Raw genomic sequence first — 16,306 nt, 5'->3', positions numbered from 1 at the left:
AGCCGTCGGGATGTCGAAGGAGATTGAAACGCCTGCGCGCCGTCGCGGCAAGCCCGGTATCAGTTCAGCGCCACAATAGTGGCATCGAATACGCCGAATTGGCCAAGGTCTCGGCGCAGCGCATCAGCCTGGCGGCGCGACAGGTCTCCGCCAACGAAGACACGGTAGATGTTGCGGCCGTTGACTTGCGCCTCTTCGACGGTAGTGGCGTCTTCACCGGCCAAACGCCGGCGCATGGCCTCCGCATTGGCGCGCTGTGAAAAAGCCCCGGCTTGAACCCGGAACCGGCCATCGCCTTGCTGAACGGTGTAGATACGGCTGTCCGCGACATTGCCGGCCGGCTCGATTCCTTCCGGCGGGCCTAGATACCGCACACGAACACGCGCTGTGCCCTGTTGAAGAAATCCGAGCTCCACGGCGGCCGCGCGGCTGACGTCTAGAATCCGGTCGCGCGCAAACGGTCCGCGATCATTCAATCGCAGAACAGTCGAACGCCCATTCTCCAGATTGGTGACTTCGATCATCGCCGGGATTGGCAAAGTCGGATGCGCCGCCGTCAGCGCATTCTGATCGAATATCTCGCCATTGGCCGTCGGCCGGCCATGGAAGTTCGGCCCGTACCAGGACGAAATGCCGGTTGCGTCATAGTCGTCATCGCGCGCCGGCACGTATGTGCGGCCATTGATCGTGTAGGGACGCCCGATCTTCTGTTCGCCCGTCCATCCCGATGTTGGCGATGTGGAACGACCGGCCGTCGGCGCGGCAACTCCTGCCGTTATCCCACGCACCACGTAAGCAGATGGAGACGTCGAGCAAGCACCCAGTATCGTCGCACACACCAGTGCTGCAATCACGATCCGGCTCCGTGAATGACTCGCCACCTGAACGCTCCATCTTATGGACAAGATCGTTCAAGGCTAGGCCAAAACCGTGAAGCAAGCGTAAGCAATTGGCGGTTGCCTCCCCTGCGCCTTGACCGCTATGAGGGCAAACCGCTCGCGGAGGAGTGGCAGAGTGGTCGAATGCGGCGGTCTTGAAAACCGTTGAACCGCGAGGTTCCGGGGGTTCGAATCCCTCCTCCTCCGCCAGGCAGGAACAGAAGTGCGAACGCCATTCGGCACCGATTCAGCGCCAATGACTTTGCGGCATCCGGATTATTGTACCGCGTCCAGCGCGTATTGCGTTGCGGGTTCCCAACGCGCTTTCAGTCTGGCAGTCCTTTTCGCAATGGTGCGCGCCCAATACGCTCTCGCATCTAACCAGCCGAGCCGCGCGAGTATCAGCGCACCTTGATGTCGCCATTGCTCAACCGTGACCATCCGAGCTGGGCGAGTTTCACCCCGATCGCTAGAAACCAGACGACGAAGAAAGCCCACCACCAGAGGTACAGAATACCAAGCTGTCCTTTCAGCGCGGCGCCCACCAGGCCAGCCAAACAGGTGAAGAAGCCGAGATAGGCGATCCAGCGCGCGAATACGCTGTTCAGCATCGCGTAGGAGATGATCGCGATGCTGATGGCAAAGATGCTGTCGCTGGTCCCGTATACATTGTTCATCGCGACCAGAGCCTCGGCGCCGCCGACCAGCGAAGCGCGATAAGCTGGATCAGTCGCCTCGACATAGCGATCGCTTAGATAGAACAAGCCGTTAACCACGGGGAAATACGCCATGAACAAGACTTGGCAGCTGATGGCGAGCACAATGCCGATGCCAGCCACAGCGCGCTCCCCATGCATCAGAGCCGGATAAAGGGCCATGAGTGGAATGATTAGGAACACCATGGAGCCCATTGTCAGCGTTTGTAGCCAGATCCACCAGCTGCGATGCCCGGCGATAAATTCGAGAAGCTCTCTGCCTGGGAGTTCCGTGTCGTACTCGACACTCGTGAGGATCAGTGGCGGGGCGAGCATGCCGACAATCACGAAGAGAACGACGGAGATCGACGCGATCCGATAGAGTCGGCGCGATTGCGGATGCATGTCGGCTTGCGGTGCTGAGTTTTCCATTTGCGAAAACCCTTCTGTGAGTGTGCGGATGGGCGACGGGCTAAACGCTTGTTACACCGAAGGTCGCGCCAACCGGATCGACGAAAAGGCGCCCGTCTCGGCCATCGCCCAATTCGATTGTATCTCCCGCGATTTTGGCGCCGAGCGACGCCGCCTTTTCGGCCGCCCGGACAAGGTCTGGTTTGGCCAGAAACGGAGTCCATCCGATTGGTTGCGAATTGTTTTCATTAACTCGCGCGGCGCCGGCGACCGCATCGCCATTGGCGGCGTGGAAGACAGTCCGCCGTCTGCTCAAAGCCTCGGCGGCGTCTGCCGTCTCCCAGCCAAAAACCTGACAATAGATCGGCGCTACGGTGGCCAAGCCCGGCGTCCGGAGCTCGTCCCACACGAACAAGCCTTTAGGCGGAGGATATCCGTGAGCGGCGACAAAAGGACAGATGCGCGCACCATGCGCATCGCGCAGCACGCAGCTCCTCCCGACGCCCGGCGCATCGAACGGTTCGCGCACAATTGACGTTCCCGCCGCGACGGCGGTTTTCGCCGCCTGATCGACGTCCGTCACGATTACATAGGCCAGCCAGTAGGACGGCGTTCCCGCCGGCGTGCTGATCATGCCGCCATGCGCTTCGCCATTCGCGTGTATCAGAGTGAAATCGCCCGGCCCCTCATGCCAAGTGAAATCAGACGCATGCTCCACCACATAGTCCACACCGAAAAGCTCAGCGTAAAACCGCTTCGACGCTTCCAGGTCGGGCGTGAAGAGATCGTGCCACACTACATGGCCGAGTGCATCTTGCCGGGTCATAAGTCGTTACCTCCTTCGCATACAGATGCTCCTACGTCCCGACGAGAACGGTATCGACGAGCGCGCGCATCGACTGGGCAGCGGCGGCGCATAACCGATCCTGACCAGGAGATCAGGCCGTCTGTCCGGCCTGTCAGACAGCCTAACGTGCGACGGGAGTCCAGATCTGCGTCTGACAGACAGGGCCGATACATCCCTTCACTTCAAGCGATCCGGACTCGAGGCGGCGCAGCCGTGCACCATAGCTGCGGTCGGCCGACGGGCTGTAGATGGTTCCGCCCCGCCAGTCGCGCCGGGCCTCCCGCAAGCCTCTCAGGATGGTCAGGCCGAGGACCGGCTCTCCGGTCGCCGGCGACATTACCTCTCCCGGCGAAAGACCGCTCTCAATGGAAGCTGGATCGATCCAGACAACGGTTCCGCAGGGCGTGCCGTCTCCGCAATCGGCAATTTCGACATGCGAGGTTCCGTCTTCGACCGCATACAGCCCAAATACCTCGTGCGGATTGGCAAGTGCAACGGATGGCAATGAAAGCGCGACGATCAAGGCGACGCTGATGTTTCTCATGGTTCAGTGTTCCTTCTTCTAAGCCGAAGCTCAGAACGGCCGCCGCGTCCCGAGGCCGAGAATAAACCGGCGTGAATATTCGGAAAGGTCAGGCCGCGGAGCACAAAAGCGAAAAGCCCGGCAGAGAATCCGCCGGGCTTTCCAACTCTTGCAGACCGCAGACCCTAGTCTGTCCGCACTGCAACGCTGGTGGCGCCAACCGGGTCGCCGCCGGCCGCAAACCGCACGAAGACGCGGTTATCTGCCGGATCATTGGCAATCGCGCCACCGGTTCCCCGTACGAAGATGCCGAATGTTGCCGTACCATCGGCCGCGACAGTCAGCGTCTTGCTGTTCTCACGGGTATCCGTGCACGCTCCGGATGAGTCGGTCTGGCAGATCTCGATTTCGTCGACCGCTAGCGACTCCGATCCTGTATCGGCCGTTACGGTCACGGATCCGGCGACGCCAACATTGGAGATCGCCACCGAAAACACACCGACCATATTGCCGGTCGTCGGCACAACGACATAGCCCGGATTGGCGGCCAGCGTGGCGGCCAGGGCGATGATGTCCGTTGGTGCCGACGTCGTGGCGCGGAAGGTCAGCGAGTTCAGACCCAACCGGTACTCGGCCGAGCGCCTGTTACCGCAGAAGGCCTCGATGAAAAGCTCGGTCTCGTTATTCCCAGAGGTGAATCCGCTGGGCTGATCGACATTATCGTCGAATGCTGCGGCGCTGGTAACACTGAAGATGAAGTTCTGCGTGGCTCCAGCGGCGATGCTGGTGGTTGTGTCTGGTGTGCCGGTCAAGGCATTGGCCGACGTCGTCGTTTGATACGAGAACTGCGAACCGGAGGCTCCCGGCAAACGCAATCCGCAAGCCGTCGCCGTTGATCCGGTTGCCGCCGGATTGATCACCGAAGCGAACGCGGTCGCGGTTGTGCCAACCTCTACCGTCCGCGTAATCGGCAAGACCGACGAGACGACCCGAGGTGCCTCGGCGCGGAAGTCGGCGATATTCAGACTTTCCTCGCGCGCGGCGCGGGCATTGTCGGCCGGATCACTCGTGGCCGGAGAATTAATTCCGCTATGGCTTACTTCGCCGGGCGCCGCGATACCGCAGGCTGCACCGCCAGGGCAAAGCGTGATGTCCGGATTGGAGAAATAGTTAACACGCGATTCGCCGGTGCTGGAGTTGTAGGACATGATCGTCCGGAATTCGCCATCGACACGGTGGCCGTGCGCATAGTCACGGACGCCCATACCGATACCGCTACTGGCATCTTCGACATTGTGGGCAAAGCCCATATTGTGACCCACCTCGTGTGCGAATGTGGAATCCGAACAGAAGCTGAAGCTGCCGGATGGGAAATCGTCATCGCGGATCCAGTCGGCCGAAACCGAGAAGCCGAGATGATCGTCGGCGGTCGGTGATATGTCGTCATCCGACCCACCATTCACCCAGCCCACACCACAGCTGCTCTGCCCGGTTTGGGACCGCATGACGATGGCGACAAGATCCGCGCCATAGGTATCACGTGCTGTGCGGAGCGCGCTGAGGTCCTCGGTGACGCTTTCGCCCGAAGGCGCAAGGCCGGTCAAATTGTATAGCGTTTGCGCAAGTTCGGCAGTCTCGGTCGATATGCTCACACTGTCGGTGTGCACCAGACGCGCCCGCAGCCCGGTCTCGGAATCGATCAAAGCCTGATCGAGCAGCGCCATCAGATACTGGATACGGCCACCGGTCGCGAGTCCCCAACGGGTTACGAAGCTGTCGGAGTAAAAGACCGCGATATCCATAGTGCCGTTGGAGCCGACGGCTACGGCTTCACCAACGTCCGGCAGGCTGTGGCTATGGCCTTCCGAAGCAACGAATTCGAGCATGTCGCCGGTCGGAATGAGCCCGTCATCGCCGAACTCGATTTCGACAGCATCTTCGGGCACACGCAGGATTTCATGACCGTTTCGGCCTGGATAAATCCAGTAGAGCCCGTCAGGAGCCTGTATCTGCCCGAATGTATATCCGTTGGTTTGCGTGATGATCACGCGATTCTGGATTGTGTGGTCGGCGATACGTCCTACCCAGACCCGCGATCCCATTTCCTGCAAACCGATCCGGTCCAGTTCTGCTTCGAAACCGGACCCGAAATTCAATGTCACCCGGTCCCCGGCTTCCATCTGCATGACGCCCGGTTCGATATTATCGAATTGGATACGCATCAGGCCGTCATGGGCCAGCTGCGAACTGACGCCTCGGAACATGTCGTCAGCCAGCGCGGTCGCCGGCATTAGGGCCAGTATCGAACCGGCGATCAGCAATTGTCTCATTAGAATCTCCCCATGCAGTTCGCTCGCAACCGAGCGTAAAACCAGCATCCCGTCGCGAAATGGTGCCAATAACTTAAAGCGAATCTGCGATTAGAGATAGTGAAACTACCGAGACTTCGCCTTTTTTCTCTTGTTTTTGCTCGAGCCATTGACCCAGTCTTGATATCGGCGCTTGTCCGCGCCCAATAAATTGACAATCCCGCCACACTGGTTTTGCGTCTGGGAGAAACACCTTTCGTAGGTAACCATTCGCAGGGGCGAACGCCCTGATCGGGAGAAACCTGAATGAAAAAATTTCTGCTTGGCACCGCCAGCACACTTTTATTGCTGGGCGGCTGTGCGCCTCAGGCGGCAGAAACCGCAACAACATCCGAGACTTCCACATCGGAATCTGCCGTGGATAACGCAGCCCAGGACACCGCTTCCGATGTCACGGTTGCGGATGCGGAAGCCTTTTTGGCCGACGCCGAACGTCGCTTGCTGGAAGACTGGAATTACGCGGCGCGGGTGTTCTGGGTGCAAGCCAACTTCATCACCGATGATACCAACTGGCTGGCCTCCCGGGCCGGTGCCGCCTCGACCGAACTCGCCGTCGAACTGGCCAATGAAGCGGCCCGCTACACGCATCTCGATCTTCCGCCGGAGATGGAGCGCAAGCTGAACATTTTGCGCACCGGCATCACCCTGCCCGCCCCCTCGGCCGAGGGCGCGGCGACCGAGCTGTCGGAAATCACCACGCGGCTCGGCACGATGTACGCGACCGGCACTTACGAAGTGGATGGCGAACCGGCCGATCTGCAAGTCTTGTCGAACATCATCGAGACCTCGCGCGATCCCGAAATCCTGCAGGATATCTGGCAGGGCTGGCGCACCAATGCGGTCGACATGGCACCGCTTTATGCGCGCATGGTCGACATCGCGAATGAAGGCGCCAACGAGTTGGGCTTCGACAATCTCGCCGACATGTGGCTGTCGAATTACGACATGCCACCGGAGGATATGGAGGCCGAGGTCGAGCGGCTCTGGGGCCAGGTGGAACCGCTCTACGAACAATTGCACTGTCATGTCCGCGCTGGCCTGAACGAGGAATATGGCGATAGCGTGCAGCCGGCGACGGGACCGATCCGCGCGGATCTTCTGGGCAATATGTGGGCCCAGCAATGGTCGAACATCTATGATCTCGTGGCGCCGGAAGGCGCTGCCGATGATGGTCTCGACGTCACCGCCCTGCTTGAAGCTCAGAACTATACCGCCGAAGACATGGCCCGTACGGGTGAGGCATTCTTCTCCTCACTGGGCTTTGACCCCCTGCCCGAGACATTCTGGGATCGCTCGCTGATCACGCAGCCGCGTGATCGCAACGTGGTTTGCCACGCCTCGGCCTGGATTATCGACGCGGAAGAAGACATTCGTATCAAGATGTGCACCGAGGTGAATGGAGAGGACTTCCAGACCATCCACCACGAGCTTGGCCACAATTACTATCAGCGCGCCTATGCCGTGCAGGACTTCCTCTTCCGTGGCGGAGCCCATGACGGTTTCCATGAAGCCATTGGCGACTTCATCGGCCTGTCGATCACGCCGGAATACTTGCAGGCAATTGATCTGATTGACGAAGTGCCGAGCGCCGATGCCGATCTTGGCATCCTGATGCGCCAATCGCTCGACAAGATCGCCTTCCTGCCTTTCGGACTGATGATGGACCAATGGCGCTGGGGCGTTCTGCGCGGCGACACGCCTCCGGAGGCTTATAATGAAAGCTGGTGGGAACTGCGCACCCGCTATCAAGGTATTGTTCCGCCGGGCGGAGCGCGTCCGGATAACGCCTTCGATCCGGGCGCCAAATTCCACATCCCGAACAACACGCCCTATCTGCGTTATTTCCTGAGCTTCATCATGCAGTTCCAGTTCCACCAGGCGGCCTGCGAGATGGCCGGTTGGGAAGGCCCGCTGCATCGCTGTTCGATCTACGGCAATGAGGAAGTCGGCGAACGCTTCAATGCAATGATGGAGATGGGACTGTCGCAGCCCTGGCCGGATGCGCTGGAAGCCTTTACCGGCACGCGTGAAATGGATGGGTCTGCGATCATCGCCTATTTCGCGCCATTGATGGAATATCTCGAAGCAGAAAATGCCGACCGCCAATGCGGCTGGTAAACGCCTTGTTGTAAACGGTTCCGGATCGGCCGAGCCGGCCGGCCCGGTTCCGACTGTCGTTTGCGCCGGAACAGCGCTTCCGGTTTGCGCCGCGACTGTCTAACCTGCCGCCGACGCGAAGCAGCGGATATTTCATGGCCGAAAAAATCAGCACATCCGTCGATCTGTCCGGCGAGGACGTGCACTGGTCGCCCAAGGGCGGCCTGTCTTATGGTGCCTATCTGCGGCTCAATGACATCCTGGAAGCCCAGTCTCCGCTGACCGCCGAGCACGACGAGATGATGTTCATCGTCATCCACCAGACGTCAGAACTCTGGCTAAAGCTATGTCTTCACGAGTTGGACGCCGCGATCGACTGTCTTGCACGCGAGGAGTTCGGTCCGGCCTTCAAAATGCTGTCGCGCATCGCGCGTATCCAGGAGCAACTGACGCAGTCTTGGTCCATCCTCGCCACCATGACACCGGCCGATTACCTCAAATTCCGCGACAGGCTCGGCCAGAGCTCCGGCTTTCAGAGCGCACAATACCGGATGCTGGAATATCGTCTGGGCAACAAAAATCCGGCCATGGCGCGTGTGCACGCCAAGACCGACGCCGCCGAGAAGGTCAACCACTATCTCAACCTGCCGAGCATTTACGACGAAACCCTGAAACAGCTTGCCAAGGCAGGTTTCGATATCCCCGCCGAGCTTCTGGACCGTGATTTTTCGCAACCCTATGAGCCGAACGCGGCGGTCGAGGCGGCGTGGAAGGCGGTCTATTCCGACACCGTGACGAACTGGGCACTTTACGAACTCGCCGAGAAGCTGGTCGACGTCGAACACAAATTCCAGCAATGGCGCTTCAACCACATGAAAACGGTCGAACGCATCATCGGCTATCGCCGCGGCACCGGCGGCACGGGCGGCGTCTCCTATCTCGTCAAAGCCCTGGATTTACGCTTCTTCCCGGAGCTCTGGACCGTCAGGACGAGCCTCTAAGCATGGGCGGACGGCTGATCGACATTTCCCAGACCCTACGGCCGGCTTTGCCGGTCTGGCCCGGCGATACCGGCTTTTCGCTCGAGCGGACCTGGCATATCGAGCCTGGCTGCCCGGTGAATGTCTCGCGCCTCACCCTGTCGACCCACAGCGGTGCGCATGCTGATGCCCCGCTGCACTATGACGAAGCCGGCGCCGACATAGCGGCGGTCGATCCCGGCATTTATGTCGGCCTTTGCCATGTGTTTGACGTGCGCGGCGCATCGAAGACGGTGAAACCCTCGGATTTCAACTTGTCTGCTGCGCATGGCGCCGACCGGGTCCTATTCCGTACGTTCGACCGCTTCCCGCACGACGAATGGGTATCTGACTATGCCGCCATCGCCCCGGAAACCATTGAAATGCTGGCCGATACCGGTGTCCGCCTCGTCGGCATGGACGGGCCCTCGCTCGACCCCGAGACGTCCAAGACGCTGGATTCTCACCACGCGGTCAAACGCGCCGGCATGGCAATCCTGGAAGGTCTCGTACTCGACGATGTCGACGAAGGCCCCTACGAGCTGATCGCCGCCCCTCTGAAGATCGCCGGGGCCGACGCTTCCCCTGTTCGGGCGCTGCTCAGGGAGATTTCGGCATGATGCAGGACGATATTGCCCGCCTGGACGCCGACGACCCGCTTGCGCCCTTCCGGGACCGTTTCGACACCCCCGACGGGCTGATCTATCTCGACGGCAATTCACTGGGCTGCCTGCCGAAGGCGACAAAGGCGCGCATGGCCGATGTCGTCGAGCGCGAATGGGGCCAGGATCTGATCCGTTCCTGGAACAAGAATGACTGGATCGGCGCGCCCCGCCGCATCGGCGCCAAGATCGCTAGCCTGATCGGCGCGAACGGTGATGAAGTGATCGTTGGCGATACAACATCAGTCAATGTATTCAAGTGTCTGAGTGCTTCTCTTCAACTAAATTCGGAGCGCCACACCCTGTTGTCGGAAACCGGGAATTTCCCGACCGACGCCTACATGATGGAAGGCCTGGCGGCGATCGCGCCGGACAGAATCAAGGCCCGGCTGGTCGACACGGCGGACATCGTCAACTCGCTCGATGCATCCGTCGCCGTTCTGCTCCTCACCCATACCAATTACCGCACCGGCCGCCTGCATGACATGCCGGGAATTACCGCCGCCGCCCATGCCCGGGGCATCCCTGTGATCTGGGACCTCTCGCATTCCTGCGGCGCCATGCCGGTCGATCTCAATGCCTGCCAGGCCGATTTTGCCATCGGGTGCGGCTATAAATACCTCAATGGCGGCCCCGGCGCCCCGGCATTCACATTCGTTGCCCGGCGGCATCAGGAGAAGGTCTTCCCCGCCCTTTCCGGCTGGCTGGGTCACAAGGCCCCCTTCGCCTTTACCGATGATTACGAGCCGGCGCCCGGGATTGACCGCTTCCAGTGCGGCACGCCCGGTATTCTCGGTTGCGCTGCCCTCGAAGTTGGCGTCGACCTCATCTGCGAAGCCGACATGGCCGATATCCGCCGGAAATCCTCGGCGCTCGGCGATCTCTTCATCCGCCTTGTGGGGGACAAATGCGCCGGACGCGATATCCGGCCCGCCTGCCCGACCGATGCTACCGAACGCGGCAGCCAGGTCAGCTTTCACCACACCGAGGGCCATGCCGTCATGCAGGCGCTGATCGCGCGAAACGTGATCGGTGACTTCCGCGCACCGGACATTCTGCGCTTCGGCTTTGCCCCGCTTTACAACAGCTATGCGGACGTGGCGAAAGCCGTCGAGATCCTCACTGACATCCTGGCCACGGAAAGCTGGAATCAGGACCGATTCAGGCAAAGGGCCGCCGTGACATGAGCGACATCGTGACCAAAGAGCGCCATGGCGATGTGCTCGTCATCCGCGTTGACAATCCACCCGTGAACGCGCTCGGCCATGGCGTGAGGGAAGGCGTCGTCAATGCGCTAGCCGATGTCGGCGATGCCATGGCAGTTGTCCTGCATTGCGATGGCCGGACCTTCTTTGCCGGTGCCGACATCACCGAATTCGGCCAATTGCCGAAGGACCCGTCCCTGCTCGACATGATTGAGGCCTTGGAACACTGCCCGCTCGCAGTAACGGCCGCCATGCATGGCACATCGCTCGGCGGCGGGCTCGAGACCGCATTGGGTTGCGACTATCGCCTCATCGATCGCAAGGGCCGTATTGGCTATCCCGAGATCGAGCTTGGCATCTTCCCGGGGGCTGGCGGCACACAACGCTCGCCGCGCCTCTGCGGTATTCCCGAAACCCTGCGCATGACGCTCGACGGCAAGCCGATCGGCGCGGCCAGGGCGGTCGAGATCGGACTTTGCGACGCGATATCCGACGGTGATATCCTCGAAAATGCCATCGCCTTCGCGCGAGAGCACACTCAGAAGCGCCGCGTCCGTGATTTGCCCGTCCCGGCATACGACAAGTCTGACCTCGACGCGGTGCTGGCTGTGGCGCGCAAGTCCCGCCGCGGTCAGAAGGCGGTCGAGAATGCTACTCAGGCCGTGCTGGCCGCGGCCGAACTCGATTTCGATGCGGCACTCGGCAAGGAACGCACCCTCTTCATGGAGCTGCTCAACGGGCCACAGGCGCGCGCCATGCGCCATCTCTTTTTTGCCGAACGCCTCTCGGCCAAGGTGGACGGGCTCGACGCCCAGCCCAAACCGATCGGCCTTGTCGGTATCGTCGGTGCCGGTACGATGGGCGGCGGTATCGCCATGGCCTTTGCCAATGCCGGTTTTGCCGTGCGCCTGCACGATGTGAACGCCGACGCGCTGAAAGCCGGGCTGGAACGCATCCGCAGCCTCTATCTCGCTTCCGCTGCAAAGGGCCGGATGAGCGAAGCCGAAGCGCTGGACCGGTTCGACCGCATCCAGCCGGCCGACGACTGGTACGGCCTCGCCGCTTGCGACCTCATTATCGAAGCGGTGTTCGAACGCATGGACGTCAAGCAGTCCGTATTTACCGAACTGGACGCTATTGCCCGACCCGACGCCATCCTCGCCACCAACACCTCCTATCTCGACATCGATGCTCTCGCAGCCGCCACAAAAGACCCGTCGCGCGTTCTCGGACTGCATTTTTTCTCGCCCGCCAATGTGATGCGCCTGCTGGAAATCGTGCGCGCTGCCAAAACCAGCGATGCAACCCTGGCCACCGCGCTCGATGCCGCCCGCCGCATCCGCAAGGTGCCGGTTGTGTCCGGCGTCTGCCACGGCTTCATCGGCAATCGCATGCTGAAAGGCTATGGCCGCGAGGCGGGGCTTTGCATGATGGAGGGCGCTGCGCCCCAAGATGTCGACAAGGCGCTTTATGGGTTCGGCATGCCCATGGGACCGCTCGCCATGGCCGATCTCGCCGGGCTCGATATCGGTTATGACAATCGCCGCTCCATGACCGCCGGCGAGGATTATGAGCCTCTCGCCTCCGTCCTGCAGGACAGGCTCGTCGAAATGGGCCGCAAAGGTCAGAAGACCGGCGCTGGCATCTATCGCTATGCCGAGAGCGATCGCCGGCCGCAGCCCGACCCCGAAGTGGACGCCATTATCGACGCGCTCGCGCATGAACACGGCATCACGCGCCGCGAGGTGCCGGCCGAGGAAATCGTGGAGCGCTGCCTGCTCGCTCTGATCAATGAAGGCGCCCACATCCTTGCCGAAGGGATCGCGCAGCGCGCCAGCGATATCGACGTCGTTTACGCCAATGGCTACGGCTTTCCGCGCTATCGCGGCGGGCCGATGTTCTATGCAGACGAGCTGGGCCTCGATCATGTGCTGGAACGCATCCGCCTTTACCGCGACACGCACGGCGAGAAATGGTGGACGCCGGCGCCGCTGATCGCCCAGCTGGCGTCGAACGGCGGAACATTCCGGGACTGGAAAAAAGGGTAATCGACATGGCGCATCTGGACGGCAAAACAGCGGTCATTACAGGCGGTGGAACCGGGATCGGCCTCGCGATCGCAAAACGCCTCGCCGCCGATGGCGCGCACTGCGTCCTGATGGGCCGCAATCTCGAACGATTGCAGGAAAAAGCCGCCGGAATTGATCGTGCCCGCGCCGAGCGGTGCGATGTCACCGATCCGGACAGCGTCAGAAAGGCCTTCGCCGCGGCGCGCGAGACCAGACCGGTGAGCATCCTCGTCAACAATGCCGGCATTGCGTCCTCGGCGCCCTTCCACCGCATGAGCGAGGACGAATTCCTGAGGATCCAGGACGTCAATGTGACCGGTGTGTTCCGCTGCACCCGCGCCGTGACCGACGATCTGCGTGCTGCGGATTATGGCCGGGTGATCAATATTTCCTCGATCGCCGGCCTGTCGGGCGGGCCGTACATCTCGCACTATTGCGCCTCAAAACATGCCGTCATCGGCATGACCCGCGCGCTCGCCGCGGAATGGGCGAAAACGCAGACAACAGTCAATGCCATCTGCCCAGGTTATGTCCGCACGGAAATGGCGGAAGGCGCCATCCGCACCATAATCGAGAAAACGGGTGCCACCCGAGACCAGGCGATTGCCGAACTGGCCAAGAGCAATCCCCAGGGCCGGCTCCTCGAAGTCGAGGAAGTCGCCGAAATCGCCGGCTGGCTGTGTCATCCCGACAGCCGCAGCGTCAACGGGCAGGCCATTGCGCTGAATGGCGGCCATTCCATGTAGGAACCGGGCCGCAAAGCCTGTAGAACATCGCCAGCAATCAAGAGCGGATATCCGATGCGCCAGTTTTACGTCTTTATCAAATGCGAGCTCGGCAAGACCTATGACGTCGCGAGTGACATCGTCGACCAGATCGATGAAGCACGGCACGTCCATTCCGTGTCGGGCGCTTTCGATCTGCTCGCCCATTTCTCGGTCGAGCCGGACGAAGATATTGGCCGCTTCGTCAACCAGCGCATCCAGACCCTGCCGCACATCAAGGACACGCAGACCCTGCTCTGTTTCAACGCATTCACCCCGGATCGCGGCCTCGGCGAGAGCTAGTTATGCATCTCGGCGTCTTTGACCTCTTCAAAATCGGCGTCGGCCCTTCCTCTTCGCACACGGTCGGACCGATGAAAGCCGCGAAGGCTTTTGTCGAGCGCGTCGAGGCTGAACACGGGCTCGACAAGCTGGTCCGGCTGAAGGCCGAGCTCTACGGTTCACTGGCCTTCACCGGCGTTGGTCACGGCACCGATAGCGCGATCTTGCTCGGACTCGAAGGTGAGGATCCCGCGGAAATTGATCCCGATATCATGGCCGGCAGGATCGCGCATATCCGCGACAGCGGCGACTTGAAAGCTGGCGGTAAGAAAACGATCCGTTTCAACGACAAGGAAGATCTTGTCTTCGACGGCGCGACCCGCCTGCCCTTCCACTCCAACGCCATGAAATTCATTGCCTACGATGACGTTGGCGGCACGCTGCGCGAAGAAATCTGGTATTCGATCGGCGGTGGTTTCGTCATCGACGAGGCCGAGGCCGGGCGCAATTCCGCCGCCGGCGAGCAGGAAGGGGAGCCCTATCCGTTCGATACTGGCGCCGACCTGCTGCGCATCGGTGAGGAACACGGCCTCACCATCCCCGAAATCATGCTGGCCAATGAATGCCATTTCCGCTCCGAGGATGAAATCCGGTCTGGCGTCCGGGTAATATGGGAAGCGATGGAGAGCTGTATCGATCGCGGCTTGCGCGAGGACGGAATCCTGCCCGGCGGGTTGAATGTGAAACGCCGCGCTCCCAGGCTTCACCGCGCGCTCCTGACTGATCCCGACAAGGCCGAGGCTGATCCGCTGACCGCGATGGACTGGATCAATCTCTGGGCCATGGCGGTGAATGAGGAGAACGCCGCGGGCGGCCGCGTCGTCACCGCGCCGACTAATGGCGCAGCCGGCATTATCCCTGCCGTGGTCCGCTATTATGACCGCCATCACTGGAAATCTGGCGATCGCGACGCAATTCTGCGCTTCTATCTGACCGCTGCCGCGATCGGTGCGCTCTACAAAAAGAATGCGTCAATTTCCGGAGCGGAAGCAGGCTGCCAGGGCGAAGTCGGCGTCGCCTGCTCGATGGCCGCGGGAGGATTGGCCGCTGCGATGGGAGGCAATAACCGGCAGATCGAAAATGCCGCCGAAATCGGCATGGAACATAATCTCGGCCTGACCTGCGATCCGGTGGCCGGCCTCGTCCAGATCCCCTGCATCGAGCGCAATGCCATCGGTGCCGTTAAGGCGATTGATGCCGCTCGCCTGGCCCTGTCCGGCGATGGCGAGCACAAGGTCTCGCTGGATCAGGTCATCAAGACCATGAGCGATGTGGCGAAGGACATGTCCGACAAGTACAAAGAAACCTCGCAGGGCGGACTCGCGATCAACGTGCCGGTTTGCTAGTTGGCAATGTTTCCACCGCCGGTGGCGGTCGATGCGGTATCCGACAAAACATTTACCTGTTGCCCTGGCTGCAGGTTTTCAGCGCCGCGAACGACGACGCGTGCGCCCGCCTGAATCTCCCCCTCCACCGCCACCAGATCGCCATTGCGTGATCCCGTCACGACGCGGACCTGTTCGGCTGTATCATCATCACCAATCGTCCAGACATGCGTTCCCGCCGAGCGCAAAACGATCGCATCCTGTGGCACCGCGATGACATGCTCCGACGCCGCACGCGGCAGATAGACGCGGACTCCCGACCCGGCGATCCACGGCGATTCCTCGAGATCCACGCGCACCTCGAATGTGCGGGTCGCGCGGTCACCCACCAGGATGACGGCCCGGATGGGCGCAGTGACGCGTTGTTCGCCGTCTCCGACTTCCACCATGTCGCCGACCGAAATGAACGGTGCGATCGAAATCGGCGCCTGGCTACGTGCTTCAAGGCTTTCCGTATCGACAAGCCGCACAATATTTCGGCCCGGGGTCGAATACTCGCCGACCTCGATCAGCCTTTCGACGATCCGGCCGCTGAACGGGGCGAGGATTTCCGTCCGGCCGAGTTCAAGCTGCGCCCGCTGAACAGCACTGCGCGCCTCCGCCTGTTCCTGGACGGCTAAATTCCGTGCCAGCTCGACCTCGCGCAGCCGGGTCTCCGGCGCCGTGCCTTGAGATACCAGTCGCGACCAGCGCTCGAATTCCGAGTTCTGATAGTCGGCATTGGCCGTCAGTCGCGCCAGCCGGGCACGGGATTCGCCAAGCTGCAATCGGGCTTGCGCATCGTCAAGGCGTGCGACGGGGTCGCCTTGTTCGACAAAATCGCCCGCTTCGGCAACGAAAACCACGCGTCCCGAAGCTTCCGCGGCGATCTCGGAGTCATGCCGGCTCAGGACCGTCGCCGGGCTCTGGATGGTCGGCGCCATATCGGCCTCGATCGCCGTTGCGATCCGCACATTGGCCGGCGGCGGCCCTTGCTGAATCGCCAGCGCACTGGCCGACAAGGATAGGGCTAGAATGCCCGATGTTACAAATTTCAGCAT

The 16,306-nt window shown here is 61.2% G+C and carries 14 protein-coding genes and 1 tRNA gene; 9 read left to right on the top strand and 6 right to left on the bottom strand.

Going from position 1 to position 16,306, the window contains the following annotated elements:
* Positions 1 to 59 precede the first annotated feature (59 nt).
* Complete coding sequence (locus ACO08C_RS00565) at positions 60 to 854, bottom strand: septal ring lytic transglycosylase RlpA family protein (protein WP_421786588.1); 795 nt, start codon at positions 852 to 854, stop codon at positions 60 to 62.
* Positions 855 to 1,000: 146 nt separating this feature from the next.
* Here ACO08C_RS00565 and ACO08C_RS00560 point away from each other — a divergent pair.
* Positions 1,001 to 1,088: transfer RNA gene (locus ACO08C_RS00560), tRNA-Ser, on the top strand.
* A 191-nt stretch (positions 1,089 to 1,279) separates the two neighbouring features.
* Here the strand turns inward: ACO08C_RS00560 and ACO08C_RS00555 are convergent.
* From ACO08C_RS00555 to ACO08C_RS00540, 4 genes are all read right to left on the bottom strand, one after another.
* The gene (locus tag ACO08C_RS00555) at positions 1,280 to 2,005 is read right to left on the bottom strand and encodes a hypothetical protein (RefSeq protein WP_421786586.1); all 726 of its coding nucleotides are present in this window, start codon (positions 2,003 to 2,005) and stop codon (positions 1,280 to 1,282) included.
* A gap of 40 nt (positions 2,006 to 2,045) precedes the next feature.
* Positions 2,046 to 2,810, bottom strand: coding sequence for a VOC family protein (locus ACO08C_RS00550; RefSeq protein WP_421786584.1), 765 nt, complete (start codon positions 2,808 to 2,810; stop codon positions 2,046 to 2,048).
* Positions 2,811 to 2,952: 142 nt separating this feature from the next.
* Positions 2,953 to 3,375, bottom strand: a complete 423-nt coding sequence (locus ACO08C_RS00545) for a DUF2147 domain-containing protein (protein ID WP_421786582.1) — start codon at positions 3,373 to 3,375, stop codon at positions 2,953 to 2,955.
* 164 nt (positions 3,376 to 3,539) lie between these two features.
* Positions 3,540 to 5,684 (bottom strand): reprolysin-like metallopeptidase, encoded by a 2,145-nt coding sequence (locus ACO08C_RS00540; protein WP_421786580.1) that lies wholly within the window; start codon positions 5,682 to 5,684, stop codon positions 3,540 to 3,542.
* A gap of 285 nt (positions 5,685 to 5,969) precedes the next feature.
* Here ACO08C_RS00540 and ACO08C_RS00535 point away from each other — a divergent pair, with 285 nt between their 5' ends.
* From ACO08C_RS00535 to ACO08C_RS00500, 8 genes are all read left to right on the top strand, one after another.
* Positions 5,970 to 7,841 carry a M2 family metallopeptidase gene (locus tag ACO08C_RS00535; RefSeq protein ID WP_421786578.1) on the top strand — a complete coding sequence of 624 codons (1,872 nt, stop codon included), beginning with the start codon at positions 5,970 to 5,972 and terminating at the stop codon, positions 7,839 to 7,841.
* Positions 7,842 to 7,975: 134 nt separating this feature from the next.
* Positions 7,976 to 8,821: a tryptophan 2,3-dioxygenase gene (locus ACO08C_RS00530; protein ID WP_421786576.1), complete on the top strand. Its 846-nt coding sequence runs from the start codon at positions 7,976 to 7,978 to the stop codon at positions 8,819 to 8,821.
* Positions 8,822 to 8,823: 2 nt separating this feature from the next.
* Positions 8,824 to 9,459 carry an arylformamidase gene (gene kynB, locus ACO08C_RS00525; RefSeq protein ID WP_421786574.1) on the top strand — a complete coding sequence of 212 codons (636 nt, stop codon included), beginning with the start codon at positions 8,824 to 8,826 and terminating at the stop codon, positions 9,457 to 9,459.
* Positions 9,459 to 10,688 carry a kynureninase gene (kynU, locus tag ACO08C_RS00520; protein WP_421788738.1) on the top strand — a complete coding sequence of 410 codons (1,230 nt, stop codon included), beginning with the start codon at positions 9,459 to 9,461 and terminating at the stop codon, positions 10,686 to 10,688. The genes kynB and kynU overlap by 1 nt, the downstream gene beginning before the upstream one ends.
* Complete coding sequence (locus ACO08C_RS00515; RefSeq protein WP_421786573.1) at positions 10,685 to 12,754, top strand: 3-hydroxyacyl-CoA dehydrogenase NAD-binding domain-containing protein; 2,070 nt, start codon at positions 10,685 to 10,687, stop codon at positions 12,752 to 12,754. The genes kynU and ACO08C_RS00515 overlap by 4 nt, the downstream gene beginning before the upstream one ends.
* A gap of 5 nt (positions 12,755 to 12,759) precedes the next feature.
* Positions 12,760 to 13,521 carry an SDR family NAD(P)-dependent oxidoreductase gene (locus ACO08C_RS00510; RefSeq protein WP_421786571.1) on the top strand — a complete coding sequence of 254 codons (762 nt, stop codon included), beginning with the start codon at positions 12,760 to 12,762 and terminating at the stop codon, positions 13,519 to 13,521.
* Between the two features lie 54 nt (positions 13,522 to 13,575).
* Positions 13,576 to 13,842, top strand: coding sequence for an Lrp/AsnC ligand binding domain-containing protein (locus ACO08C_RS00505; protein ID WP_421786570.1), 267 nt, complete (start codon positions 13,576 to 13,578; stop codon positions 13,840 to 13,842).
* Positions 13,843 to 13,844: 2 nt separating this feature from the next.
* A complete protein-coding gene (locus ACO08C_RS00500; RefSeq protein WP_421786568.1) occupies positions 13,845 to 15,227 on the top strand; it encodes an L-serine ammonia-lyase in 1,383 nt (460 codons plus the stop codon).
* On the opposite strand, the gene ACO08C_RS00495 is transcribed toward ACO08C_RS00500, so the two are convergent.
* Positions 15,224 to 16,306, bottom strand: coding sequence for an efflux RND transporter periplasmic adaptor subunit (locus ACO08C_RS00495; protein ID WP_421786566.1), 1,083 nt, complete (start codon positions 16,304 to 16,306; stop codon positions 15,224 to 15,226). The genes ACO08C_RS00500 and ACO08C_RS00495 overlap by 4 nt on opposite strands.

Source organism: Hyphobacterium sp., assembly GCF_965229905.1.
In the GTDB taxonomy this organism is placed as follows: domain Bacteria; phylum Pseudomonadota; class Alphaproteobacteria; order Caulobacterales; family Maricaulaceae; genus Hyphobacterium.
Note: the sequence above shows the minus strand (reverse complement) of the source record. Positions and strands in the feature narration are given on the sequence as shown.

Bases quoted from the DNA above. Each gene is read 5' to 3' on its own strand.
- ACO08C_RS00555 (WP_421786586.1), bottom strand. From the start codon at position 2,005: ATGGAAAACTCAGCACCGCAAGCCGACATGCATCCGCAATCGCGCCGA.
- ACO08C_RS00550 (WP_421786584.1), bottom strand. From the start codon at position 2,810: ATGACCCGGCAAGATGCACTCGGCCATGTAGTGTGGCACGATCTCTTC.
- ACO08C_RS00545 (WP_421786582.1), bottom strand. From the start codon at position 3,375: ATGAGAAACATCAGCGTCGCCTTGATCGTCGCGCTTTCATTGCCATCC.
- ACO08C_RS00540 (WP_421786580.1), bottom strand. From the start codon at position 5,684: ATGAGACAATTGCTGATCGCCGGTTCGATACTGGCCCTAATGCCGGCG.
- ACO08C_RS00535 (WP_421786578.1), top strand. From the start codon at position 5,970: ATGAAAAAATTTCTGCTTGGCACCGCCAGCACACTTTTATTGCTGGGC.
- ACO08C_RS00530 (WP_421786576.1), top strand. From the start codon at position 7,976: ATGGCCGAAAAAATCAGCACATCCGTCGATCTGTCCGGCGAGGACGTG.
- kynB (WP_421786574.1), top strand. From the start codon at position 8,824: ATGGGCGGACGGCTGATCGACATTTCCCAGACCCTACGGCCGGCTTTG.
- kynU (WP_421788738.1), top strand. From the start codon at position 9,459: ATGCAGGACGATATTGCCCGCCTGGACGCCGACGACCCGCTTGCGCCC.
- ACO08C_RS00515 (WP_421786573.1), top strand. From the start codon at position 10,685: ATGAGCGACATCGTGACCAAAGAGCGCCATGGCGATGTGCTCGTCATC.
- ACO08C_RS00510 (WP_421786571.1), top strand. From the start codon at position 12,760: ATGGCGCATCTGGACGGCAAAACAGCGGTCATTACAGGCGGTGGAACC.
- ACO08C_RS00505 (WP_421786570.1), top strand. From the start codon at position 13,576: ATGCGCCAGTTTTACGTCTTTATCAAATGCGAGCTCGGCAAGACCTAT.
- ACO08C_RS00500 (WP_421786568.1), top strand. From the start codon at position 13,845: ATGCATCTCGGCGTCTTTGACCTCTTCAAAATCGGCGTCGGCCCTTCC.
- ACO08C_RS00495 (WP_421786566.1), bottom strand. From the start codon at position 16,306: ATGCTGAAATTTGTAACATCGGGCATTCTAGCCCTATCCTTGTCGGCC.